Here is a 22,803-nt window from a genome sequence, read left to right on the forward strand (position 1 = left end):
CCTAGACCCCCTTGCCGGACTGCGGTTCAGGCCACCAGCGGCGACCGGTAATCTTCTCCTGCAACTCGAAGAGCCCTTCCAGCAGGCCCTCGGGCCGCGGCGGACAACCCGGGACGTACACATCCACGGGAATGAGCTTGTCCACGCCCTCGACGATGCCGTACTGCCCCTTGAACTTGAACGGACCGCCGGAAATGGCGCAGTTGCCCATGGCGATGACGTACTTGGGCGCGGGCATCTGCTCGTAGAGCCGGACCACTGCCGGGGCCATCTTCAGGGACACCGTGCCCGCCACGATCATCAAATCCGACTGGCGCGGCGATGGCCGGAAGACCTCCGCGCCGAAGCGCGAGATGTCGAATCGCGCCATGCCCACGGCCATCATCTCGATGGCGCAGCAGGCCAGTCCGAAGGTCATGGGCCACAACGACATGGCCCGACAGACGTCCAGAATCTTGTTGGAAAGCTGCAGATTGACCAGTGGCGGCTCCACTGCCGTCTGCGCCTTCGTCAGAACGAAATCTTCCGCGGCCATTCGAACACCCCTTTCTTCCAGAAGTAGACGCAGCCAAGCGCCAGAACGACGATGAATATGGTGACCTTGATGAAGGGCCACCATCCGAAGCTGAATGGATAGTGAGCGGCGACGGGGAACAGGTAGAGGACGTCCACGTCAAAGGCGAGGAAGAGCAGCGCGTAGACGTAGTAGTTGATGCCGAAGCGTATCCAGTTGGGCGAGCCGTACGGCTGCATGCCGCATTCGTACGGCAGTCCGATGGCGCCCTCCTTCACCTTTGGGGCGAGGATGAGCGAGCCGAGCACCGGACCGGCTGCGAAGACGAGGCCGAAAAGAATGGCCAGAAGAATTGCCAGGTTCAACCATGTAAAGACCATAGGCCGCTACTCCTTGTGGCTGTAACCTCTCTGGAAAGGAACTCGACGCACACGCACCACGCGCGTCTCACCCGGAACACTCCGAAATCGAATATTTTTTCTCCAGGTTGATATGTCGAAACCACAATTGCACTCCAACTGTCAAGTTCCCGAACATTGACACTCCCTTCACAAACAAACAAACCCCTTTACAACACGATTCCGGTAACCTACGTTTCATGGTTTGCGCCATCTTATGATACCTACTGCATTACCTCATAGCACATCCATATGAATTCATCGTTTTTTGGCATTCCACCGCAGTCATCGCAATTCGCACGGCCAATCAGCGCAGCGCCTGCCCGGTTCGATGTGGCTGGCCCCGTCCGCAGAAATCCGGACTTTTGAAAATTTCTGGATTTTTTCATCACTTTTTTTCCAGCGAGCCCGCCAACCCCACACGGTCAGGAAATCCTTGCATCCGACCGCAGGAGCCTATACCTATTCCTGCGCTGACAGCCGCACGCAGCATAACCAACCAAAACGCCATGAATGAATCGCAAAACAGCATTTCACTGAAAGACAAGGTCGCAGAACTGCTTCCCGAAGGTGGGCATCTGAACATGTGCCTCACCTGCGGGCTGTGTTCTGCGGGCTGTCCGGCCTCCGGACTCGAAGGAATGGACCCGCGCAAGTTCCTGCGCATGGCCTCCCTTGGTCTGGACGAGGAAGTCACATCCACTGCGTGGGTGTGGATGTGCACCATGTGCCAGCGTTGCATGAGCGTCTGCCCCATGCAGATCGACATCCCGCAGCTGGTGTATCACGCCCGCGCCGCCTGGCCCGTGGACAAGCGCCCCAAGGGCATCGTCCGTTCCTGCCAGATGGCGCTCTCCACCCCCACCATGAGCGCCATGGGCACCACGCCCGAGGACTTCCGCTTCGTGGTCGAGGATGTGCTGGAGGAAGTCCGCGAAAGCCAGCCTGGGCAGGAGAAGCTCGAAGCCCCGATCAATCGCAAGGGTGCCTACTTCTTCGTCAACCAGAATTCGCGCGAGCCCGTCACCGAGCCCGAGGAGATGGTTCCCCTGTGGAAGATCCTCAACCTCGTCGGCGCGGACTGGACCTACTCCGACACCGGCTGGGCGGCCGAGAACTACTGCATGTTCGCCGCCAACGACGCCGCGTGGGAACAGAACGTCCGCACCAAGGTGGACGCCGTACATGGGCTGGGCTGCAAGGTCTGGCTCAACACGGAGTGAGGACACGAATACTATGCAGTCCGGTCTGGACTGAAAAAATTCGGCATCAAAGCCAACTTCGAGCTGAGCAGCATCATCCCCTGGTATGCGCGGTGGATCCGCGAGGGTAAGCTGCCCGTCAGCTCGGAATGGAACAAGGACGCGAAGGTCACCTTCACCCTTCAGGACCCCTGCCAGATGGTGCGCAAGACCCTCGGCGACCCGCTCGCCGACGACCTGCGCTTCGTGGTCAAGTCCGTGGTGGGTGAGGAGAATCTCATCGAGATGTGGCCCAACAGGGCCAACAACTATTGCTGCGGCGGCGGCGGAGGATTCCTCCAGTCAGGCTACACCGAGGCGCGACACGCCTACGGCAGAAAGAAGTTCGACCAGATCATGGCCACGGGGGCGAAGTACTGCATCACCCCCTGCCACAACTGCCACTCGCAGATCGAGGACCTTTCCCACCACTTCAAGGGTGGGTACAAGACCGTCCATCTCTGGACCCTCATCTGCCTCTCGCTTGGCATCCTCGGCGAGGACGAACGGAACTACCTTGGTCCCGACCTCGACGAACTTGCCGATTGGCGATCGAACGACTGATCGAGCACGCCATCCACGGGGCGGAAGGACAACCTTCCGCCCCGTTTTCATTGCATCCCGATACGTTGCGGCCTTGCTCCCGCTTTGCGCGCATGCTATGCCTGCACGATGGAGGCGCACCATGCAAAACGAACTCTCCATCCATGATGCCTGCTCGTCGATCATCTCCGTACTGCACGAGTGCATTGGCGGCGCTGAAGAATCCGGAGCGTTCCTCGAACCCGGTCCGCACGGCCTTCTGCATGTTCTCGACGCCATCGACGCCGAACAGGCATCCCGTCCGTCCGCTGGAGCATCCGTCGCCACACATGCACTGCATGTCGCCTTCAGCCTCGACGTGTTCCTCGCATGGATTCGCGGCAACAACGCCATCACCCCCGACTGGACGGCGAGTTGGGCGCAATCCGCCGTCACAGAGGAAGAGTGGAAAACCCTGCGCTCCCGCATCGCCATACAGGCCAGTCAACTTGAAGCGGCCATCGCCGCCCACGCGCCAGCGGACGCAAAGGCCTTGTGGGGCGCTCTAGGTGCGCTGGCGCACACCGCGTTCCACCTCGGTTGCATTCAAATCAAGGTGGATGCCCTGCTCGATGCGGATTCGCACCTCGAACTGGAGAAGGCGCCCCACCACCCCACGTGATCAGGTCGGAGAGCCTGTCCCGCAGGCCAACGTCACGACTCCGACCGCATTCCCGCCGCAAATACGCTCGGCGAGGCGTGGAAATGGTTTTTTTCCGGCATGTTGCGCATACTAATCGTGAATGTTTTCACAAAAACTGATGGACCACTTGCGGAGTTTCACTCTGCACAGGTAGAAGAAAGGGATAGGCGATAATTGCAGAACGTCATGCAGGCCTTCCGCTTCCGGACACCGACCCGCGGCGCGTCGCATACCGCCCGCACAGCGTCAGGAGAACGAACAATGCCCACAAAAACGGTGTACAGCGTCTGCGGCATGTGCAGCGTGCGCTGCCCCATCATGGTCGAGGTCGAGGACGACAAGGTCCGCTTCATCCAAGGCAACCCGCACGATCCCGGCATGGCCGGGGGGCTGTGTCCGCGCGGCGGCGCTGGCTATGCCCTGCTGGAGGACCACGAGCGCCCACAGTACCCCATGATCCGCGAAGGGGCGCGTGGCGAGGGCAAATGGCGACGCGCAACGTGGGACGAGGCGCTGGACTACGTGGCCGACAAACTCAAAGGCATCATCGCCGAACACGGCGGACGTTCCGTGCTGTGGTCGGACCGTGGCGGACCGTTCGCGGACCTGCACAAGGCCTTCATGCGCGGCATCGGCTCCCCGAACTACTGCAACCATGACGCATCCTGTGCGCGCAACGTGCTCCACGCCGCAAAATCCGTGATGGGTCTCGGGCGCAAGGGCGTCGCCTACGACCTCAAGAACGCCAAGCACATCGTCCTGCAGACGCGCAACCTCTTCGAGGCCATCAACGTCAAGGAAGTCAACGGCGCGCTGGACAGCCTCGCCAATGGTGGCAAGCTCACCGTCATCGACATCCGCGCCACGGTTTCGGCCTCCAAGGCCGACAATTTCTTCATGATCCGTCCGGGTACGGACTACGGCTTCAACCTCGCCGTCATCCGCTGCCTGCTGGCGAACGGCCTGTACGACAAGGCCTACGCCGAGCGTCACATCAAGGATCTCGACCGGCTTGAGCAGTTCGTCGAGCCGTACACCCTCGAATGGGCCGAAGCGGAAACCGGGGTCAAGGCTGCCGACATCGAAAAGTTCGTCAAGGAGCTGGCCAAGGCCGCCCCCGCCGTCATCTGGCATCCGGGCTGGATGGTCTCCCGCTACATGAATTCCTTCTACGTCTCGCGCACGGCGTACATCATCAACGCCCTGCTCGGCTCCATCGGGGCCAAGGGCGGGCTGCCCATCGTCAATAAGCCCAAGGACTTCGGCCGCAAGGGCCTCAAGGCCTTCGCGGACCTGTTCCCCAAGCCGGAAGACAAGCGCGCCGACGGCGCTGGCTGGAAGCTCAAGCACATCGACGCCGGTCCGGGCCTCATCAACAAGGCATACGAGGCCATCGAATCCGGCGATCCCTACCCCGTGAAGGCCTACTTCATCCATCGCCACGATCCGCTGCACGCCCTGCCCGATCAGGCCCGCGTCAAGAAGATCTGGGAGAATCTGGACCTCATCGTGGCCACCACCTTCAGCTGGTCCGACTCCTCGTGGCACGCGGACGTGGTGCTGCCCATGTCCACCTATCTCGAACGCGAATCGCCCATCGCCACCAAGAACGGGCTGAAGTCCTTCTTCTTCCGGCGCTCCCGCTCGGTATCCCCGCGCTACGACACCCGCGCGGACTGGGAGATTCTGGGCGGACTCGCCAAGCGCCTCGGCTTCCCGGCACTGGCCTTCGAGACCGCCGAGGACATGTGGAACTACCAGTTGCAGGACACCGGCGTGAGCGTCGAGGACTTCGACGCCACCGGGCAGGTCTGGCTGACGGACAAGCCCAAGTACCGCAGCGTGGAGGAACTCTCCTTCACTACGCCATCGGGCAAGCTGGAAATGATCTGCGACAAGCTGGAAGAGATGGGCCTCCCCTCGCTCAAGCCGTACGAAAGCCCGGCCTCGCCGCCGGACGGCCGCTTCCGCATAGCCTTCGGCCGTTGCGCCCTGCACACGCAGGGGCACACCGTGAACAATCCGGTGCTCAACGAGCAGATGCCCATCAACCCCGTGTGGATCAACACCGAACGCGCCAAGGCGCTCGGCATCGCCGACGGCGACGAGGTTGAACTGTCCAACGGCTCCTACAGCGCGCGGACCACGGCCTTCGTCACCAACTTCATCCACCCCGACGCGGCCTTCCTGGTCCACGGCTTCGGCCACAAGCTCCCGCCGGAGACCCGCTCGCGCCGGGGCATCGCCGATCAGGAACTGATGGAGGGCGGCCTGTCCAAGGTCGATCCGGCGGGCGGCGGCGTGGCCATGCAGGAGCACTTCATCACCATCGCCAAGCCCTCGGCCTAACGCTTCCACGCACTCCGCCGAGAGTTACACAATCGACGATGAGCCGCACGCCCGCAACAGGGCGTAGCGGCTCATCTTTTTGCACTGTTTGACAAAACGTCGCAAGTCTGACATTACACGGCATCAATTCTTTTTCGGAGGAATGCAGTGACAGCACTTGCACGCATCGCCACACTCCTCTTCTGCATCCAGTTCATTTTCATCTCGACAACATTCGCATCCAGCCTTCCGTTCAATGCAGGAGAAAAGCTCACCTACGCTCTCAAATGGGAAGCGATTCCAGCAGGAACGGCCAGCATAGAAGTGCTGCCCGAGGCCGTCATCGACGGCAAGCCCATGCACCACTTCAGGATGACGGCCCGCACCAACTCCTTCGCCGACGTCTTCTACAAAGTCCGCGATCAGGTGGATTCCTATGCTGATATGGACCTCTCACGCTCCACGCACTACCGCCAGAAGCAGCGCGAGGGCAGCTACAAGCGTGACATCACCGTCAACTTCCTGTGGGATCGTGGGCAGGCCCGCTACGAGAACACCAAGAACGGCCCCAAGGACCCCATCCTCATCCTGCCCGGAACCTACGATCCGCTCTCGGTCTTCTACGCCTTCCGCTCCATGGAACTCGACGAAGGCGCAAGCATCGACGCCCCGGTCACCGACGGCGTGAAGTGCGTCATCGGTCAGGCCCGCGTGGTCGGCCGCGAAACGATCCGCGTCCCCGCAGGCGAGTTCGACACGTGGGTCGTGGAACCGGAGCTGCGCCACATCGGCGGCGTGTTCAAGAAAAGCCCCGATGCGAGCCTGCGGATATGGGTCACCGCCGATGAGAAGAAAATTCCCGTCATGATTTCCAGCAAAGTCGTGGTCGGCCGATTCTTCGCCGTGCTGAACGACATCGACCATGGTGCGCCCGTCACCGTCGACAATTCCCGCCCCCGGACCGACGGCTGATCTCACCAGCGCAATCATTGCTTTCCGTCACGAAATAATTCATCCTACCGGTAGGCGTTCTCACCCGTTCGGGATCGCCCCGACAGTCGGCACTGACGCACGCGCAATGACGTAGCATGGACATGAACGCCCCTAACGAAACAATTCTCATCCTCCACAGCCACGGAGCCGAATCCTCCCACCTCGGGAGTCACCTCGACCGCGAGGGCTACGCCGTCGAGACGGCCACCCTCGGCGAGGACATCCCGCGCGCCACCGCCGCAACCTGCCCGGACCTCATCATCCTCGACACGAACGGTACCGACGCCGACAGCATCGACGTCTGCAACCGCCTGAAGGCCGATCGGGAAACGAGCGCCATCCCGGTGATCTTCGTTTCCCCCGCGAATGACGCGGCATTCAAGGCCCAGGCGCTGGAATGCGGAGCAGTGGACTATATCACCACGCCCTTCCAGCCGCTGGAACTGCTGGCCCGCATCCGGATGCATCTGACCGTCCAGAATCAGGCACGGCTCATCAGCCTCTATGCCGACCACCTCGAAGAGATGGTGGACCAGCGCACCAGAAAGCTCTCGGACGCAGAAGCCCAACTCCGGCGGGACTACGAATTTCAGGGCGCGCTCAAGGGGCTGCTGGAGTTGTCCCTACGCACCCTCCCCCTCGACGACACCCTCGACATGGCGCTGGCCCAGCTGCTTTCGCTGTCCGTCGCACGCGAGGGCGACGGAGCGGGGGTCTTCCTCGCCACGCCGGACGCCGGATTCCGGCTCGCCGCCTCACGCGGCGTGACTGATCCGTCAATTCTCGACTGCCCCCACCGAGGGCACGCCATCGCGCCGAACCTCCCCTGCCAACGCGCCGCGGACATCCTGCACATCGTCCCCGGCATGCCCGAAGATGGCCTGAAGCCGGAGCGCATCTACAGTCAGGTCTGCGTTCCACTCATGCAGGAGGACGAGCTTCTCGGCACCCTGAACTTCGTGACGCAGACGCCGCGCAGCCTCACCGAACGCGACTGCGCGTTCCTCATGGCCACGGCCGCAACACTCGGTAGCATCATCCGCCACAAGCAGGCCGAGGCCCAGCTCCATTTTCAGGCCTACTACGACACGCTCACCGGCCTGCCGAACAGGACGCGGCTGGTCGAGGAAATCGACGCCGCCCTCGCCGCCGACGCGCAGGGCGCATCCCGCCCCGCGCTGTGCATGTTCGACCTCGTCCGCTTCAAAATTATAAACGAGAGCATGGGCCACTCCGTGGGCGATGCGGTCCTGCGCGTGGCCGCCGCGCGCCTACGCGAATGCGCGGACGGAAAATGCTTCATGGCCCGCGTGGGTGGCGACGTCTTCGCCGCGCTTGTGCCCGACGCCAACGACTCGACCCAGGCGCTGGCCTTCGCCCGCGTCATCCAGCGCGTGCTGTCGCGCCCCTTCGTCACTGCCGGGCAGGACATCTACCTCGCGTGCAGCACGGGCATCGCCCTTGGCGACGGCACCCACACTGGCGAAACCCTCATCCGCGATGCGGACACGGCCCTGCACATGGCCAAGCGCAAGGGCCCGGGACAGCGGGCCGTCTTCTCCTCCGCCATGCACGACAGCGCCAAAAATTTCATGCGCACCGCCGCCGCCCTGCGCCGCGCGCTGGAACGCGACGAGCTGGTGGTCCACTATCAGCCCATGGTCGAACTGCGCACCGGCACCATCCGCGGCGCGGAGGCGCTGGTACGCTGGAACCACCCCACCCGCGGCCTCATCGCCCCGCAGGAGTTCATCCCCATCGCCGAGGACACCGGCATCATCGTGCCGCTTGGGCGCTTCGTCCTGCGCAGGGCCTGCGAGCAGTTTCACGCGCTCAAGGCCAGAACCACCAACGGCAAGCCCTTCACCATGAGCGTCAACCTTGCAGGCGCGCAGCTCGGGCGTCCGAACTTCGTCAATGAGGTCGAACAGATTCTCGCCGAAACCGGCGTGCCCGCAGGCAGCCTGAAGCTCGAAATCACTGAGACGGCGGCCATGCAGAACCCCGAGGCCGCCATCGAAATGCTCGAACGCCTGCGCAAGCTCGGCGTCACCATCGCCATCGACGACTTCGGCACGGGCTACTCCTCACTCTCACAACTCCACCGCTTCCCCATCGACACGCTGAAGATCGACCGCTCCTTCGTGAGCCGCATGGCCTCCGGCAACGACAACATCGAAATCGTGCGCACGGTGGTCACCCTCGGGCACGTCCTCGGGCTGAACATCATCGCCGAGGGTGTCGAGGCCGCCGAACAGATCAGCATGCTCGACGACCTGCAATGCGAATACGGGCAGGGCTATTTCTTCTCGCAGCCGGTTCCGTTCGAGAAGTTCGGACGTTAGCCCCTTTTCGCCGCATTCCACCTCCTTTGCCGCCTTCTGTCGTCTTGACATCATTGCGCCTTTGCCAAAGATAATGGAGTGATTCCCGCCGAATGGCGCGCAGAGCACGCTCGCCCTTCGGTCAACCTCCGGCAAGGCGGCCCCATGCCCAACCAGCGCGACACGGATCACCCCGCCCCCAGCCAACCCCGCCCCGCCGACGCGGCACGGGACGTCCTCGACGCGCCCGGAACCGACGGCAACGGGACTTCCGTATCAATGCGCAAAGGTCCGCCGCGCACCACCGCGCCCCGCGCAGAGGACGTCTTCGCCTTCGAGGACGACATGCCCACCTTCCACTGGTCCGTGCCATGGGCAGACCTGATGATGACCATGTTCGTCATGTTCACGGTCCTCTTCGTGTACGCCAGCGCCAAGCGCGACTTCCTGCTCGCCTTCCGTGGCCACGTCCAGCAGGAGCGCGTGGAGGAAGCCTCGCAGGTGGGCCGCCACGAGGGCGAGGTCCCGGTCTACGAATTTCCGAAGACGGGCATCAGCCCAAGCCCCGGTCCGCATCAGCTCTTCGAGATGTGCAAGGCAACGGTGGAGGAATCGGGCCTCAGGGACGTCAGCGTGGAACTGGAGGGCGAGACCATCCGCCTCAGCATGCATGGTCCGCTGCTCTTCGAACGCACGCAGGCCGACATCAAGCCCGATGGCCTGCGCTTCCTCGACATGGTCGCCCGCGTCATCGCCAAGGCGCGTTATGATGTTGGCGTCCACGGACACACCGACAACTTCCCCGTGCATACCGAACGCTACGACACCAACTGGGAACTCTCCACGGCCCGCGCCACCAACGTGGCACGCTATCTCATCGAGCGCCACGGCGTCCCGCCGGAGAGCGTCACCGTCTGCGGGCATTCCATGTACCGTCCTTCCGCCCCGAACCTGTCGCCGGAAGGCAAATCCAGAAACCGCCGGGTCGAAATAGCCCTCACCCGCCCGAAGCCGGAAGAGCAGGAGACCAGATGAACCGAACCAACGTCATCGGCGTCACGCTGTGCGTGATCATTTTCCTCGGCGCGTTCTTCATCACCGGCAACGTCAGCGCCTACCTGAACATCGAGGCGCTGCTCGTGGTGCTCTCCGGCACCTTCGGCGCGACCATGCTTTCCTTCCCCTTCGTCGAAATCCGCAATGCGTGGTTCGTTGCACGCGGGGCGTACCGCTCTGGCGGTGCAGACCCCGACGAGGTCATCCGCATGCTGCTCGACATGGCCATCAAGTCCCGCATGGACGGCCTGACCAGCCTCGAAAAGATGGAGGGCGAAGCCACGGTCTTCTTCCTGCGCGACGCACTGCGCATGCTGGCCGACAACTACCCCGAACAGGAAATCCGCGACATCCTGACCACGGAAAGCCACTTCTTCCGGGTCCGCCGCCAACACAACGAGCGCATCTTCCGGGCCATGGCCACCTACTCCCCGGCCTTTGGCCTCGCGGGCAGCGTCATCGGCCTCATTGGCCTACTCGTGGGCCTCGGCGACACGGGCGAGGTGCTGCGCTACATCCCCATCGCGCTCATCTCCACCCTCTACGGCATCCTCTTCGGCAACTTCATCCTCTCGCCCTGCGCGGAGAACATCCGGGCCAAGACGGACCGCGAACTGCTGCTGCAACAGATCATCATCGAGGGCGTCTGCGCCATCAAGGGCGAAACGAACACCCACATTCTCGAACGCAAGCTGACCTCGTTCCTCACCCCGGCCTCGCGCAACGAGGCGCACGAAAGCTTCATCGAACTGCGCCGCAAGTACGTGCGCCTCGCCCGCGCACGCCACCAGACCGAAGCCGGTCCCGCGGCCGCGACAGCCGCCACGACATCGACTCCCACCGCGCAGGCCGAGGTACCCAAAGCCAAACCGGCCCCAGCCGCCGCGAACGGCACGTCCCCAGCGCGGCCCGCCACGCGCCAGGCCCCGGCCGGCCCGACGGCGAACGGTTCCGGCAAGGGCACCGAATCGAAGACCTGATCGACTGAGGCGACACCTCCCGCGCTGACGCCAGCCGGGGCGATTGACGTTGAGAAGACGGACGCACGATGTCAGCGGGACGCCCGGCCCCTCGAACCCGAATCCCACCATTTCGCAATGAAAAGAGGGGACGGAACATGATGTTCCGTCCCCTCTGCATTTCAGGCGAATCCAGCGTTCGGGGGAACGCTAGATGATGCGCTTGCGGATGTTGGTGACCAGGATCTCGGCGAGGATGACGATGGAGAAGATGCACACCAGCACGACGCCGACGCGGTCCCACTCGAAGAGGTTCAGCGCGGTGTCGAGAGCCATGCCGATGCCACCCGCACCCACGAGGCCGATGACCGAGGACTCACGGACGTTGATGTCCCAGCGGAAGAGCAGGATGCCCCAGAACGCCGGAGCGACCTGCGGCCAGTAGCCCTTGAGGAACACCGTCAGCCACGGAGCGCCAGCGGCCTTAAGCGCCTCGACGGGGCCTTCGCTGGCCTCTTCCAGAGCCTCGGCGAACATCTTGCCGCAGAAGCCGATGGAGCGGAAGCCGATGGCCACGGTTCCGGCCAGAGCGCCGGGACCGAACACGGCCACGAACAGCAGTGCCCACACGAGGGAGTTGACCGTACGCGAGGAGACGAGAATCAGCTTGGCAAACCAGTTGAGCACCGGAACGCGCGTGATGTTCTCGGCCGCCATGAGGCCCACGGGCAACGCCATGACGATGGCCAGAAGCGTGCCGAGGGAGGCGATGTGCAGCGTCTCCAGCAGCGGACCGTGGAGCCCTTCGGGATAATAGGCGAAGTCGAGGGGCCACATGCGCGAGAAGAGGTCCTGCACCTGCAGGGGTGCGTCGTACAGGAATTCGGGGATGACCTCGACGGTCCTCACCGACATCATGAACGCGGCCACAGCGATAAGGTAGAAGGCGAACCGGCCCAGCCGCTCGGCGGGGGTCAGGCGCACCCATTTTCTGGTGTTGCTCATCGGAACAATGCCTTCACTTTCACCGACAGGAATTCCGATACCATGATCAATGCGATGATCGAGATCAGGATCGCGCAGAGGAAGTCATAGTCGAAGCGCTGGAACGCGGCGAACAGCGTGCCGCCGATACCGCCCGCGCCGACAATGCCGACCATCGTGGAGTTACGCAGGTTCGCGTCGAACTGATACGACGCGAAGCCCACGAAGCGGTTGAACACCTGCGGCAGCACGCCGAACACGAGCACACTCATGAACGGGGCACCTGCGGCGCGCAGAGCCTCGACGGGCTTGAGGCTGATCTCCTCGATGGCCTCGGCGAACAGCTTGCCGATGAAGCCGATGGACGCGAACACGAGAGTGAGAATGCCGGCCAGAGGTCCGAAGCCCACGGCCTTCACGAACAGAATTGCGAAAATCACGGGGTGGAACGAGCGGCAGATGCAGATGACTGTTCGTGCGGGCCAGGTCAGCCAGTCGGGCATGAGGTTTCGGGCCGAGCACAGGCCGATCGGAAGCGAGAAAAGCACGCCGAAGGCCGAGGCAATGACCGCGATCTGGATGGTTTCGAGCAGGTTGCCGACAAGCAGTTTCCAGCGCTCGAAGTTCGGCGGCACCATTTCCGATAGGAAATCCGCGCCGTTACCGAGGCCAGAGATGAAGCGGGACCACGAGATATCCAGAAACGACATGGCATAGAGCGCATAGGCAAAGGCAAGCAGATAGCCCAGCCGCGCCCACCAGTTCGGTTTGAAGGGCGATTCCCTCCGCATTGCCTGAGCGCTCATTGCAGCCAGTCCTTGCCGCCGTAGATTTCCTGAAGGTGGCGGGGTTCGAGAGCGTCCGGAGTTCCGTCGAACACCACATGGCCCTTGCTCATGCCGATGACGCGGTCGGCAAAGCGCTTGCCGAGGGTCACGTCGTGGATGTTGATCAAGAGCGGAATCTGACGGTCGGTGCAGACCTTGGTCAGAAGCTCCATGATCTCCACGGAGGTCTTGGGGTCGAGCGAGGACGTGGGTTCGTCAGCCAGCAGGATGTGCGGGTCCTGCATCAGTGCGCGGGCGATGCCGACACGCTGACGCTGGCCGCCGGAAAGGCTGTCGGCGCGGGCGTTGGCGAAGTCGATCAGACCAACGCTGTCGAGCAGGTGGAACGCACGCTCGATGTCATCCTTGGGGAACCTGCGCAGCCACGCGCGCCAGACGGGCAGGTAGCCGAGTCGGCCACACAGCACGTTCTCCATGACGGAGAGACGTTCGACCAGGTTGAACTCCTGGAAGACCATGCCGATACGGCGGCGGGCGACGCGAAGGTCCTTGCCGGAAAGTCCAGTGATGTCCAGCCCGGAAATGCTAATGTTTCCGCTGGTGGGATCGATCAGCCTGTTGATGCAGCGAATCAGGGTGGACTTGCCCGTGCCGGAGGGGCCTATGATGGCGGTGGTGGAACGGCCGACGACCTCGAAGGAGATTCCTTTGAGGACGGGCTTTCCGGGCACGTATTCCTTAACCAGGTTTTCGATACGCAGGGAGCGCTCAGAATCGTTCATCGTAGACACTTTTCTCGGGGTCCTTACACGTGTGGACCCGGAAGGGCTTTCGCCCTTCCGGGTCTGGAATGAACATCCCGCGTTTTCAGCGGGTTGCAGACACTTACTTCTTGGCCTTCGCGGCTTCCTTCTCGGCCATCTTCTTCAGGCCCGCCTTGTTGTAGGCGGTACCGGTGGCTTCGGCGATGTCACGAATGACCTGCCAGTCGGCCATGTAGGTCACGGGGTAGAAGCGGTCGGCACCCTTGAAGGTCTTCTGCATCGCCGGGGGGAAGCGGTAGGTGTGGAACGCACCGACGATCTTCTGGACCAGCTCGGGCTTCAGGTCATGAGCATAACCGAAGGACGAGGTGGGGAACTTGGGGCTGCGGAAGATGACGCGGAAATCGTCCTTGTTGATGCGGCCAGCGGCGGCCATGCGCTCGAACACGTCGGAAGCGACGGGAGCGGCATCGTAGTCGCCGTGGGCCACGCCCATGACGGACTGGTCATGCTTGCCGGAGTAGACGACACGGTAATCCTCGTCCGGAACCAGACCCAGCTTGGGGAACAGCGCGCGCGGCGCAAGGTTGCCGGAGTTGGAGGAGGCGGAGGTGTGAGCCACGACCTTGCCCTTCAGGTCTTCCATCTTCTGGTAGGGGCTGTCCTTGCGGACGATCATGATGAGGTTGTAGCCCTGGAAGCCGTCGGCGTAGCCCTTGACGGCCATGGGAACGTAACCCGCCAGATTGACGGCAAAGCCGGTGGGGCCGGTCGAGAAGCCCGCGATGTGCAGGCGGCCGGAGCGCATGGCCTCGACCTCGGCGGCATTGGACTGAACGGTGTAGTACACGACTCGCTTGCCGGTGGCCTTCTCAAGGTAGGCCTGGAAATCGGCGAAGGCGTCCTTGTACACGGCGGGGTCCTCAACAGGGGTGTAGGTGAAGACCAGCGTGCTCGGATCCTTCCACTGCGAGGGATCCTTGGGGGAATCGGCGACGAGGTCGTTGTCCCCGTCACAGTACATCTCGTCGAGCTGACCACGATTCAGACAATCGTCCGCATACGCAACAGCAGCCCATGCAGCCATCAACACGACCAGCAGAGCGGTAAGAATTCTCTTGGCCATCACAGCCCTCCTCAATCAGGTTTGTGAACGGGAAACGGATTCCCAGACCTCATGCCGTCGGCAACCTGCACGCCGGAGCGTCTTCGGCAGTGCACACACATTTAGAGAGCGCCGGAACGTTCCGGCAAAACGGCTCTTTCCTTTGAATAGCCGCCAGCGCCCCCTTATATGAAAAATGGCGTTTTCACAAGATTATTGCCTTCTGGCGATGAAAATTTTTATACTTTTTCTCACTACCGCCAACCAACTTCGATTGCCTTTTTCTATCTTTCAAGGCAGTTGGCGTCCACGTCGTCCGGCCGTCCACAAAGTGACACCGGGCACGACGCTCCAAAAGGCGTCAAAACCAGCAATCGGCCCACGTGGCCGCTCGTGATTTCGGAGACACAATGCTCACGATTCCCGAAGTTCTTGTCGTTCCCGCTGAAACCCGCTCGGGGCTGGGCGTTGCACACAGCGTCGCCCTGCACGCATCCCGCTTCGGCGCGCGCGGCGTGCTCGTCCATGGTGCCAGCCTGCGCCGCAGCGGCGTGCTCGGCCATATTCTCGACGCAACGCCGACCAACATCACCTGCCTGCCGTGGGAACATCCCGGTGGCGAACCGACTCTCGACGCGCTGGACGCCCTGCTCGCCTTTGCCCGCGAAAACCACGCGGAGTGGATAGCGGCCGTTGGCGGCGGCAGCGTGCTCGACATCGCCAAGGCCTGCGCCGGACTCCATGCCCTGCCCATGCCGAGCGTCCAGTATCACGACGGTGCGCCGGTCGATGGCCCCGGACTGCCCTTCATCGCCGTGCCGACCACGGCTGGAACAGGCTCCGAGGCGACTCCGGTGGCCGTCCTCACCAATACGCAGACCGGCGTGAAGAAATCCTTCCGCTCACGGAGCATGACCGCCAGCCTCGTCCTGCTCGATCCCTCGCTCCTCGAATCCTGCCCCGCGTCCGTCGTCGCGTCCTCGGGGCTCGACGCCGTGACGCAGGCCGTGGAGTCCTACACCAGCCGCTTCGCGACATGGCATTCGCAAGCCCTTGCGCTGAGGGGCCTCGAACTGCTGTGCACGAACCTCGCACCGGCCTACCGCGGCGCGAGGGACGCCGGGCACGTCGCCCCCGCCCACGCCGAGGGCATCCTCACTGGCAGCTATCTCGCCGGACTGGGCTTCGCCTCGTCGCGCCTCGGCGTGGTGCATGGTCTGGCCCACCCGCTGGGCGCGCGCTACCACCAACCCCACGGACTGACCTGCGGCGTATGCCTGCCCCTCGCCGTGGAACTCAACCGCGAGGCCATGGGCGAGCGCTACGATGAAATGTCCCGCGCCATCGGCACGGACCTGCTGGACGCCATCCATGCCATGCTCGACGAATTCGACATCGGCAATCCCTTCTCGGGTCAACCGCTGCCGGATCGCGCCGCCGTCATCGAGGAGACCCTCGTCTCCGGCTCAACCAAGGCCAACCCGCTGACGATCACGGCAGAGCACGTCACCCTGCTGCTCGACCGCCTCTTCGCCTGACCGGCGCCCAACGCCAAAAAGGTTCGGCCCCCGTCCTTTCGAACGGGGGCCGAACCTTCTCCACTCGCGCGGCGCGCTTCAGCCGGGAAGTCTCTCCCGGCGCACCAGCGTTTCGCGGATGGCATGCAACACCATCTCCCATGTCATGGGCTTGCCTATGAATCCGTCCATACCAGCATCCATAAACGACTGCACATCCTCCGGCGTACTATGAGCCGTCATCGCAATGATGGGGATTTCCGGATCGAGAACACCGGAGTCCGCCTTGCGTATGCTTCGTGCAGCCTCGTCTCCGCTCATGCCCGGCATGCGAATATCCATGAGGACGAGATCATATGACGCTTTGCACAGCTCCTCGATGGCCTTTCGACCATCGGACACCGCCTTCACGCGATGCCCGTAGCGCCGCAGTATCATCAACGCAAAGGTCTGATTCACGGCGTTGTCTTCGACCAGCAGGATATTGAGACGCGGAAGATCGGGCACTCCGACGGCTGCATCCCCCTGCGCCGCACGACAGGAAACCGATGGATTCACCTTTTTCTCTTCCATGCGTTCAACAACCCTCGGGATGCTTCGCGGCGCACGGAAAGCGAAACATCCGGCGTTCGGCGGAGCGCGTCATTCCCGGGATGCCACCCCCCGGAAACAACACCTCCATGGACGGCCACGGCACAAAATGTGCCATTCCACAACCTGGAACACACGTCTTCCACCGAAACGACTCCGCAAATCTTTCAACCTTTGTAGATTGTAAAGAACATTTCCTCTTTTTTGTCAATACATTCGACACCTCCCGCACCCAAGCATGATCAGCGTGTCGTCATAACAAAATGCATGATTCAAAACTGTCAACGCATTTGCCATGCATCGCCAGAGCGTCCTCCCTGCACAACTCTGCACATAATCCCATTTAATTCGATGCATTACAGCATTCATCCACAATGACATGACTGATTCTACCCCCTACCTCACGCCCCGCGACCGGCACGGCCTCCTGTGTCCCACACTCCGCTACGCCCGTCGTCCACAACCCAACACCACGTTCCACACCCGTTGCCTGCATTTCTCCATTTTGGAAGCTTATATGCAACGAGCTCAGAATACGTCTTCAAAGATTTTCATAGCTCCGATTTACACGCATTTTCTGCCATTACCATGCAGCGGCGGAACATTCTTTTCCACAAGCGGAGCATACATTAGACGCTATTTCAGGATGATAGCCGCAAACCACATGTGAAAAACACTGTGAATGACTTCGCCATCATCCACATCATCCGCAAAACCGCACGGAATACTTGCGTTTTCGACGACAAGCATTTTCCGGGACTCCCCTTTACCTCCCCGCCCTTTTGGACTATGTTCTTGAGACTTTGTTACGTTTCTTTAACTCCCTCAAATAACTACTTTTTCAAACAGCAAGGAACGCTTCGGCACCCGCCGCCCGAACCGCCGGACGGCCAGACGCCCGCCCCTCGTCGGCCTTTCGCACACCCTGCGAAGCCGATGAAGACGGCCAGATGAACGCCGCAAACGAGACTCAAACCGCCTTGCATTCCGCCGCTCGCGCATCGGTGTCGCCTGCGGCCTTCGACATGAACCGATGAAACACCAAGGATCAGGAACGCGGCACATGGAACCCTGGAAATTCGTACGTGGTTTCGAGCGATTCAGCCTTTGCGACTGGCCCGGAAACACGTGCTGCGTGGTTTTTCTCGGGGGGTGCAACCTGCACTGCCCCACCTGTCATAACGGCGAGATGGCCTGGCGGCACGAAAGCCTGCCCCGCATCGACAAGACCGCCCTGCTCGGGTTCCTCTCCCGACGGGCGAAATGGTTGGACGGCATCACCGTCACCGGCGGCGAACCGACCACCGTGCCTGGGCTTTCTACCTTCCTCGCCGACCTCGGCTCGGCGGGCCTGCCCATCAAGCTCGACACCAACGGCATGCGACCCGACGTGGTGCGCGAGCTGGCGGCCACCGATCTGGTCAAGACCTTCGCCGTGGACGTGAAAGGCCCCTTCGCCAAATATCCCGCCCTCACGGGCAACGCCGTCGACGCCGCCGAAGCGCGCGCGAACATCGAACAGATATTCGACCTCGCGCGCTCCGCTCCCGGACGCTTCTACTTCAGGACCACCAAGGTCCCCATGCTCACGGACGAAGACATCGAGACGGTCCGCGGCTATCTGCCCGCGGGTTTTGCCCTAACCGAACAAAAGTACGTTGCACCTCGGAGGACGCCAGATGCCCAAACAGATTCTCAAACGGGACGGTTGCCTGGAGACATGGTCGCGGGATCGGATTGCGAATGCCATATTCAAGGCCCTCAAGGCCAACGGCATCAAGGATCCGCTGCTCTCCAAGCGGTTGGCTCGTAAGGTCGAATCAAAGCTCGCTGGCATCGAGGTTCCCGAGCAGGAGCACGTGCAGGACATGGTGGAGCAGGTACTCATGGAGTCCCGCCTCTACGCCGTGGCCAAGAAATACATCATCTATCGCGAGAAGCGCCGCGAGTTCCGCGCGCACGACAACGCCTACCTGAACGTCAAGGACACCATCGACAACTACATGTCCAAGGCGGACTGGCGCGTCGCGGAAAACGCCAACATGTCCCACTCGTTCCAGGGACTGATGCTGCACCTTTCCGGCTCCATTCAGGCCCGCTACGCCCTTGAGAAGTATCCCGAGGAAGTGCGCCTTGCCCACGAGCACGGCTACTTCCACATCCACGACCTGTCCTTCGGTCTGGCCGGGTACTGCGCGGGCTGGAGCCTGCGCGATCTGCTGCTTGAAGGCTTCAACCTCGAAGGCCGCTCGTGCGCCGGTCCGGCCCGGCATTTCGACTCTGCGCTCGGCCAGATGGTCAACTTCCTCGGCACGCTCCAGAACGAGTGGGCCGGTGCGCAGGCCTTCAACAACGTAGACACCTACCTCGCGCCCTTTATCCGGCACGACGGTCTCGACTACGACGACGTGCTGCAGGCCATGCAAAAGTTCGTGTTCAACCTGAACACCACCTCGCGATGGGGCGGCCAGAGCCCGTTCACGAACCTCACCTTCGACCTCGCCTGCCCGAAGCATATCAAGAACGAGGCGGTCATCGTCGGCGGCAAGCTCCTCGATTCGACCTACGGCGAGTACGAGCAGGAGATGGAGTGGATCAACAGGGCGTTCCTGGAAGTCATGCTCAACGGCGACAGCAACGGCCGCATCTTCTCCTTCCCCATCCCCACCTACAACATCACCGGCGACTTCCCGTGGGAGTCCGAGATCGGCGAACTGCTGCTGAAGCTCACTGCGAAGTACGGCGTCCCCTACTTCCAGAACTTCATCAACTCGGACATCAGCCCCGAAGACGTGCGCTCCATGTGCTGCCGGCTCAAGATGGACCTGCGCGAGCTGCGCAAGAAGGTTGGCGGACTCTTCGGCGCGGGCGACCTCACCGGCTCCATCGGCGTGGTTACCCTCAACCTGCCCAAGCTCGCCTACCTCTCACAGGGCGAGGAGGACTTCCTCGACCTCATCCGCGAATATGCAGAGCTGGCGCGTGACTCGCTGGAGTTCAAGCGTAAGCTCATCAATGACAACCTCGAACGCGGCATGTTCCCGTGGTCGCACCGCTACCTGAAGAATGGCTTCAACGGCCATTTCTCCACCATCGGGCTTGTCGGCGGACACGAGGCCTGCCAGAACCTGCTCGGCAAGGGCATCGAGACTCCGGGCGGAACGCGGCTCATGCAGCGCGTGCTCACGCATCTGCAGGACATCACCGCACGCTTCCAGGAGGAGACCGGCCACCTCTATAACCTCGAAGCCACTCCGGCCGAGGGAACGAGCTACCGGCTGGCCAAGATCGACAAGGCCCTCTACGCGGACATCAATGCCTCCGGCAACGGCGTGCCCTACTACACCAACTCCACCGCGTTGCCCGTCGGCATCTCCGACGACGTCATCTTCGCGCTGGAGCATCAGGACAAGCTGCAGCCCATGTACACCGGCGGAACGGTGTTCCACACCTACCTCGGCGAGGCGGTCAGCGACACCACTGCCCTGAAGAACTTCATCGTGCGCACCTTCACCAACACGAAGCTGCCGTTCCTCTCCATCACGCCGACCTTCTCGGTCTGCAACGAGCACGGCTACATCCCCGGCGAACACTTCACCTGCCCCACCTGCGGCAAGGAGGCCGAGGTGTACACCCGCATCGTGGGCTACTACCGCCCGGTCAGCCGCTGGAACAAGGGCAAGCAGGCCGAATACGACGATCGCGTCACCTTCGAGCACGTCTGCGACCACTGCTGATCGACACTCCACACCCGAATATGACAAGGCCCCGGCTCTCACGAGCCGGGGCCTTTTTCGTTGTACGATTACTGCATCATACGCAGGACGAACCGTTGTGCCGCCCGGCGCGGTTGCGCGATCAGAAGCGCTCGAACTCGTCGTCGCCCTCGCCCATATCAATCGAAATGCCGCTGCCGGACGAACCTGACGACGAGGCAGGGGCGGGCTTGGCGGCCGGGCGGGCCGGAGCATGGGATGCGCTGCCAAGCTGGCGCGATGGCATCGCCGAACGACTGGCCACGGCACGCACGCCGCCACCCGAGCCGTGCCCGTTCAGCCGGAAGTAGGCCATGGTCTGCTGGAGCTGTTCCGCCTGACTCGACAGCTCCGTGGAGGTGGAAGCCATTTCCTCGGCGGCGGATGCATTCTGCTGCACCACCTGATCGAGCTGCTGAATGGCCTGATTGATCTGCTCCGCGCCGGAGTTCTGCTCGTTACTGGCCGCGGCGATCTCCTGCACCAGTTCGGCGGTGCGCTTGATGTCCGGGACCATCTTGGTCAGCATCTCGCCCGCGCGTTCGGCAACCTCCACGCTGGACGAGGACAGCTCGCTGATTTCCGCGGCCGCTGCGCCACTACGCTCAGCGAGCTTGCGCACCTCGGCTGCGACGACGGCGAAGCCCTTGCCATGTTCACCGGCCCGCGCTGCCTCAATGGCCGCGTTAAGCGCCAGCAGATTGGTCTGACGGGCGATTTCCTCAATAATGGAAATCTTGTCGGCAATCTGCTTCATGGCATCCACAGTATCGGTCACGGCCTTGCCGCCGGTTTCGGCGTCCGTGGCGGACTGGATGGCGATCTTTTCGGTTTGCAGGGCGTTTTCGGCGTTCTGACGGATGTTGGCCGTCATCTGCTCCATGCTTGAGGAAATCTCCTCCACGGATGCGGCCTGCTCGGTCGCTCCCTGCGAAAGGGATTCCGACGAGGCGGAAAGCTGCTGACTGCCTGTGGACACGTTCTGTCCCGCGCTTTGCACCTCGCCCACCACATCGCTCAGGCGGCGGACCATGTTGCGCAGCGCTCCGGCCAGCATGCCGATCTCGTCGCGCTGGTCGAGTTCGATCTTCGCGCCGAGGTCGCCATCGGCGATGGACTGCGCGAAGCTCACGCCCTGGCGGATAGGACCGGTAATGGCGCGAGTGATGATGAGAGCGGCAAGAATGCCGATGGCACCGGCAATGCCAGCACCGGTGAAGATCATCATGTTCGAGGAATTGATCTCCTCGCTCATCTTGCCTTCCTGATCCTTGCGAGCCTCGATGCACACACCGCGCGCCTCGCGCGCCGCGAGGACCATGGAGTCCTCGGCCTGCTTCTGCTTCGCCATGATGGCGTCGTACTCGGTGAATGCGGCATGATACTTCTGCACGGCGGCGATGACGCCCTCGACCATGGCCACGTCGCGCGGGTTGTCCATCCGGGCCTGCATCTTGCGCAACCCTTCGAGGATGGTGGCGATGTTGCCGTTGACGAGTTGACGGAACTTGTCCTCACGAGAAATGATGACTTCCTTCTCATTCTTGCGGGCGTCGATGAACAGCCTAATGAAATGCGCCGCGTCGTCGGCGTTGAGCAACTTGGCCTGCAACTGCTCACGGGTGGCTGATCCACTGGCCGCGAGGACCTCGTAGGCTGCCTTCTGGCTCTTGCCGATCTCTTCGGTCTTGGCCAGCGCGTCACGGGCCACGGTCCGCATGACGCCCATCGTCTCGTCACGCTTGCCGTTCAGATCAACATACGCGCCGAAGGCCTTGCCGTAATCATTGACCTTGTTCACAATGGTATCGACCTGCTCGATGTTCAACGGGTCCGAGAACTTGGCCCGAACCAGCTTCGCCTCGTTACGCAAATCCTCGATGAAGGCGACCTGCTTCTCCACATACTCCTTGCTGCCGCGCATGATGAAGTTCTTTTCCTGCAACCGCGCATCGAGAATGAGCGCGACGAGACGGGTCATGGAACCGACCTTGTCCACGCGGTCGTTCACGCCAGTCATGCCGCGAAGCCCCACCCCGGCTACCATGGCCGTCAGAACAAGCACGACGGCGAAGCCGAGCGTCATCTTCACACCGAGCTTCATGTTCTTGAGCATCCGCGCCCCCCTTGTTGCGGTTTTGTACAATGACGTTCGACAAGCGCCGAACCCATCATTCATTCCATCGAAGGACGCACATCAAGAACCGTTCCACAATTCCGCCAAACACCACATAAAACATTTCAAATACATATCACGAGCA

General features: G+C 62.1%; 18 protein-coding genes. 10 read left to right on the forward strand and 8 right to left on the reverse strand.

The genetic code is table 11. The features are described 5' to 3' along the window. Position 1: 1 nt before the first annotated feature. Both GGQ74_RS06720 and GGQ74_RS06725 read right to left on the reverse strand, forming a co-directional pair. Entirely contained in the window at positions 2–535 is a 534-nt protein-coding gene (locus tag GGQ74_RS06720) for an NADH-quinone oxidoreductase subunit B (protein ID WP_167940724.1), read from the reverse strand. Then, positions 511–894, reverse strand: coding sequence for an NADH-quinone oxidoreductase subunit A (locus GGQ74_RS06725; RefSeq protein WP_167940725.1), 384 nt, complete (start codon positions 892–894; stop codon positions 511–513). The genes GGQ74_RS06720 and GGQ74_RS06725 overlap by 25 nt, the downstream gene beginning before the upstream one ends. A 527-nt stretch (positions 895–1,421) precedes the next feature. Between GGQ74_RS06725 and GGQ74_RS06730 the strand changes: the two genes are divergently transcribed. From GGQ74_RS06730 to GGQ74_RS06760, 7 genes are all read left to right on the forward strand, one after another. Next, the gene (locus GGQ74_RS06730) at positions 1,422–2,717 is read left to right on the forward strand and encodes a (Fe-S)-binding protein (RefSeq protein WP_167940726.1); all 1,296 of its coding nucleotides are present in this window, start codon (positions 1,422–1,424) and stop codon (positions 2,715–2,717) included. Between the two features lie 121 nt (positions 2,718–2,838). Next, positions 2,839–3,357 carry a DinB family protein gene (locus tag GGQ74_RS06735; RefSeq protein ID WP_167940727.1) on the forward strand — a complete coding sequence of 173 codons (519 nt, stop codon included), beginning with the start codon at positions 2,839–2,841 and terminating at the stop codon, positions 3,355–3,357. A gap of 282 nt (positions 3,358–3,639) precedes the next feature. Then, positions 3,640–5,727, forward strand: a complete 2,088-nt coding sequence (locus tag GGQ74_RS06740) for a molybdopterin-containing oxidoreductase family protein (protein WP_167940728.1) — start codon at positions 3,640–3,642, stop codon at positions 5,725–5,727. Between the two features lie 147 nt (positions 5,728–5,874). Next, positions 5,875–6,678: a DUF3108 domain-containing protein gene (locus GGQ74_RS06745; RefSeq protein ID WP_167940729.1), complete on the forward strand. Its 804-nt coding sequence runs from the start codon at positions 5,875–5,877 to the stop codon at positions 6,676–6,678. Positions 6,679–6,794: 116 nt separating this feature from the next. Then, positions 6,795–9,044: a GGDEF/EAL domain-containing response regulator gene (locus GGQ74_RS06750; RefSeq protein WP_167940730.1), complete on the forward strand. Its 2,250-nt coding sequence runs from the start codon at positions 6,795–6,797 to the stop codon at positions 9,042–9,044. Positions 9,045–9,188: 144 nt separating this feature from the next. Next, positions 9,189–10,058: an OmpA/MotB family protein gene (locus tag GGQ74_RS06755; protein WP_167940731.1), complete on the forward strand. Its 870-nt coding sequence runs from the start codon at positions 9,189–9,191 to the stop codon at positions 10,056–10,058. After that, positions 10,055–11,059, forward strand: a complete 1,005-nt coding sequence (locus tag GGQ74_RS06760) for a motility protein A (RefSeq protein WP_167940732.1) — start codon at positions 10,055–10,057, stop codon at positions 11,057–11,059. The genes GGQ74_RS06755 and GGQ74_RS06760 overlap by 4 nt, the downstream gene beginning before the upstream one ends. Before the next feature lie 189 nt (positions 11,060–11,248). On the opposite strand, the gene phnE (GGQ74_RS06765) is transcribed toward GGQ74_RS06760, so the two are convergent. From phnE (GGQ74_RS06765) to phnD, 4 genes are all read right to left on the reverse strand, one after another. Further along, complete coding sequence (gene phnE, locus GGQ74_RS06765) at positions 11,249–12,043, reverse strand: phosphonate ABC transporter, permease protein PhnE (RefSeq protein ID WP_167940733.1); 795 nt, start codon at positions 12,041–12,043, stop codon at positions 11,249–11,251. Continuing rightward, a complete protein-coding gene (gene phnE / locus GGQ74_RS06770; protein ID WP_167940734.1) occupies positions 12,040–12,828 on the reverse strand; it encodes a phosphonate ABC transporter, permease protein PhnE in 789 nt (262 codons plus the stop codon). Before phnE (GGQ74_RS06770) ends, phnE (GGQ74_RS06765) begins: the two co-directional genes overlap by 4 nt. Next, positions 12,825–13,592, reverse strand: coding sequence for a phosphonate ABC transporter ATP-binding protein (gene phnC, locus GGQ74_RS06775; RefSeq protein ID WP_167940735.1), 768 nt, complete (start codon positions 13,590–13,592; stop codon positions 12,825–12,827). The genes phnE (GGQ74_RS06770) and phnC overlap by 4 nt, the downstream gene beginning before the upstream one ends. A gap of 103 nt (positions 13,593–13,695) precedes the next feature. Continuing rightward, complete coding sequence (phnD, locus tag GGQ74_RS06780) at positions 13,696–14,700, reverse strand: phosphate/phosphite/phosphonate ABC transporter substrate-binding protein (RefSeq protein ID WP_167940736.1); 1,005 nt, start codon at positions 14,698–14,700, stop codon at positions 13,696–13,698. Between the two features lie 389 nt (positions 14,701–15,089). Here phnD and GGQ74_RS06785 point away from each other — a divergent pair, with 389 nt between their 5' ends. Further along, positions 15,090–16,217, forward strand: coding sequence for an iron-containing alcohol dehydrogenase family protein (locus GGQ74_RS06785; protein WP_167940737.1), 1,128 nt, complete (start codon positions 15,090–15,092; stop codon positions 16,215–16,217). A gap of 78 nt (positions 16,218–16,295) precedes the next feature. Here GGQ74_RS06785 and GGQ74_RS06790 read toward each other — a convergent pair whose 3' ends face one another. Then, positions 16,296–16,769 carry a response regulator gene (locus tag GGQ74_RS06790; protein ID WP_167940738.1) on the reverse strand — a complete coding sequence of 158 codons (474 nt, stop codon included), beginning with the start codon at positions 16,767–16,769 and terminating at the stop codon, positions 16,296–16,298. 1,081 nt (positions 16,770–17,850) lie between these two features. On the opposite strand from GGQ74_RS06790, the gene GGQ74_RS06795 reads away from it, so the two are divergent. After that, on the forward strand, positions 17,851–18,600 hold the full coding sequence (locus GGQ74_RS06795) for an anaerobic ribonucleoside-triphosphate reductase activating protein (RefSeq protein ID WP_167940739.1): 750 nt from the start codon (positions 17,851–17,853) through the stop codon (positions 18,598–18,600). Further along, positions 18,524–20,524 carry a ribonucleoside triphosphate reductase gene (locus tag GGQ74_RS16270; protein WP_342448599.1) on the forward strand — a complete coding sequence of 667 codons (2,001 nt, stop codon included), beginning with the start codon at positions 18,524–18,526 and terminating at the stop codon, positions 20,522–20,524. Before GGQ74_RS06795 ends, GGQ74_RS16270 begins: the two co-directional genes overlap by 77 nt. A 121-nt stretch (positions 20,525–20,645) precedes the next feature. On the opposite strand, the gene GGQ74_RS06800 is transcribed toward GGQ74_RS16270, so the two are convergent. Continuing rightward, positions 20,646–22,658, reverse strand: coding sequence for a HAMP domain-containing methyl-accepting chemotaxis protein (locus GGQ74_RS06800; RefSeq protein WP_167940740.1), 2,013 nt, complete (start codon positions 22,656–22,658; stop codon positions 20,646–20,648). Positions 22,659–22,803 lie beyond the last annotated feature (145 nt).

The sequence above is a fragment of the Desulfobaculum xiamenense genome, assembly GCF_011927665.1.
Lineage (GTDB): Bacteria > Desulfobacterota > Desulfovibrionia > Desulfovibrionales > Desulfovibrionaceae > Desulfobaculum > Desulfobaculum xiamenense.

Coding starts and splice junctions, on each gene's coding strand:
- GGQ74_RS06720 (WP_167940724.1), bottom strand. CDS start 535: ATGGCCGCGGAAGATTTCGTTCTGACGAAGGCGCAGACGGCAGTGGAG.
- GGQ74_RS06725 (WP_167940725.1), bottom strand. CDS start 894: ATGGTCTTTACATGGTTGAACCTGGCAATTCTTCTGGCCATTCTTTTC.
- GGQ74_RS06735 (WP_167940727.1), top strand. CDS start 2,839: ATGCAAAACGAACTCTCCATCCATGATGCCTGCTCGTCGATCATCTCC.
- GGQ74_RS06740 (WP_167940728.1), top strand. CDS start 3,640: ATGCCCACAAAAACGGTGTACAGCGTCTGCGGCATGTGCAGCGTGCGC.
- GGQ74_RS06750 (WP_167940730.1), top strand. CDS start 6,795: ATGGACATGAACGCCCCTAACGAAACAATTCTCATCCTCCACAGCCAC.
- GGQ74_RS06755 (WP_167940731.1), top strand. CDS start 9,189: ATGCCCAACCAGCGCGACACGGATCACCCCGCCCCCAGCCAACCCCGC.
- GGQ74_RS06760 (WP_167940732.1), top strand. CDS start 10,055: ATGAACCGAACCAACGTCATCGGCGTCACGCTGTGCGTGATCATTTTC.
- phnE (WP_167940733.1), bottom strand. CDS start 12,043: ATGAGCAACACCAGAAAATGGGTGCGCCTGACCCCCGCCGAGCGGCTG.
- phnE (WP_167940734.1), bottom strand. CDS start 12,828: ATGAGCGCTCAGGCAATGCGGAGGGAATCGCCCTTCAAACCGAACTGG.
- phnC (WP_167940735.1), bottom strand. CDS start 13,592: ATGAACGATTCTGAGCGCTCCCTGCGTATCGAAAACCTGGTTAAGGAA.
- phnD (WP_167940736.1), bottom strand. CDS start 14,700: ATGGCCAAGAGAATTCTTACCGCTCTGCTGGTCGTGTTGATGGCTGCA.
- GGQ74_RS06785 (WP_167940737.1), top strand. CDS start 15,090: ATGCTCACGATTCCCGAAGTTCTTGTCGTTCCCGCTGAAACCCGCTCG.
- GGQ74_RS06790 (WP_167940738.1), bottom strand. CDS start 16,769: ATGGAAGAGAAAAAGGTGAATCCATCGGTTTCCTGTCGTGCGGCGCAG.
- GGQ74_RS06795 (WP_167940739.1), top strand. CDS start 17,851: ATGGAACCCTGGAAATTCGTACGTGGTTTCGAGCGATTCAGCCTTTGC.
- GGQ74_RS06800 (WP_167940740.1), bottom strand. CDS start 22,658: ATGCTCAAGAACATGAAGCTCGGTGTGAAGATGACGCTCGGCTTCGCC.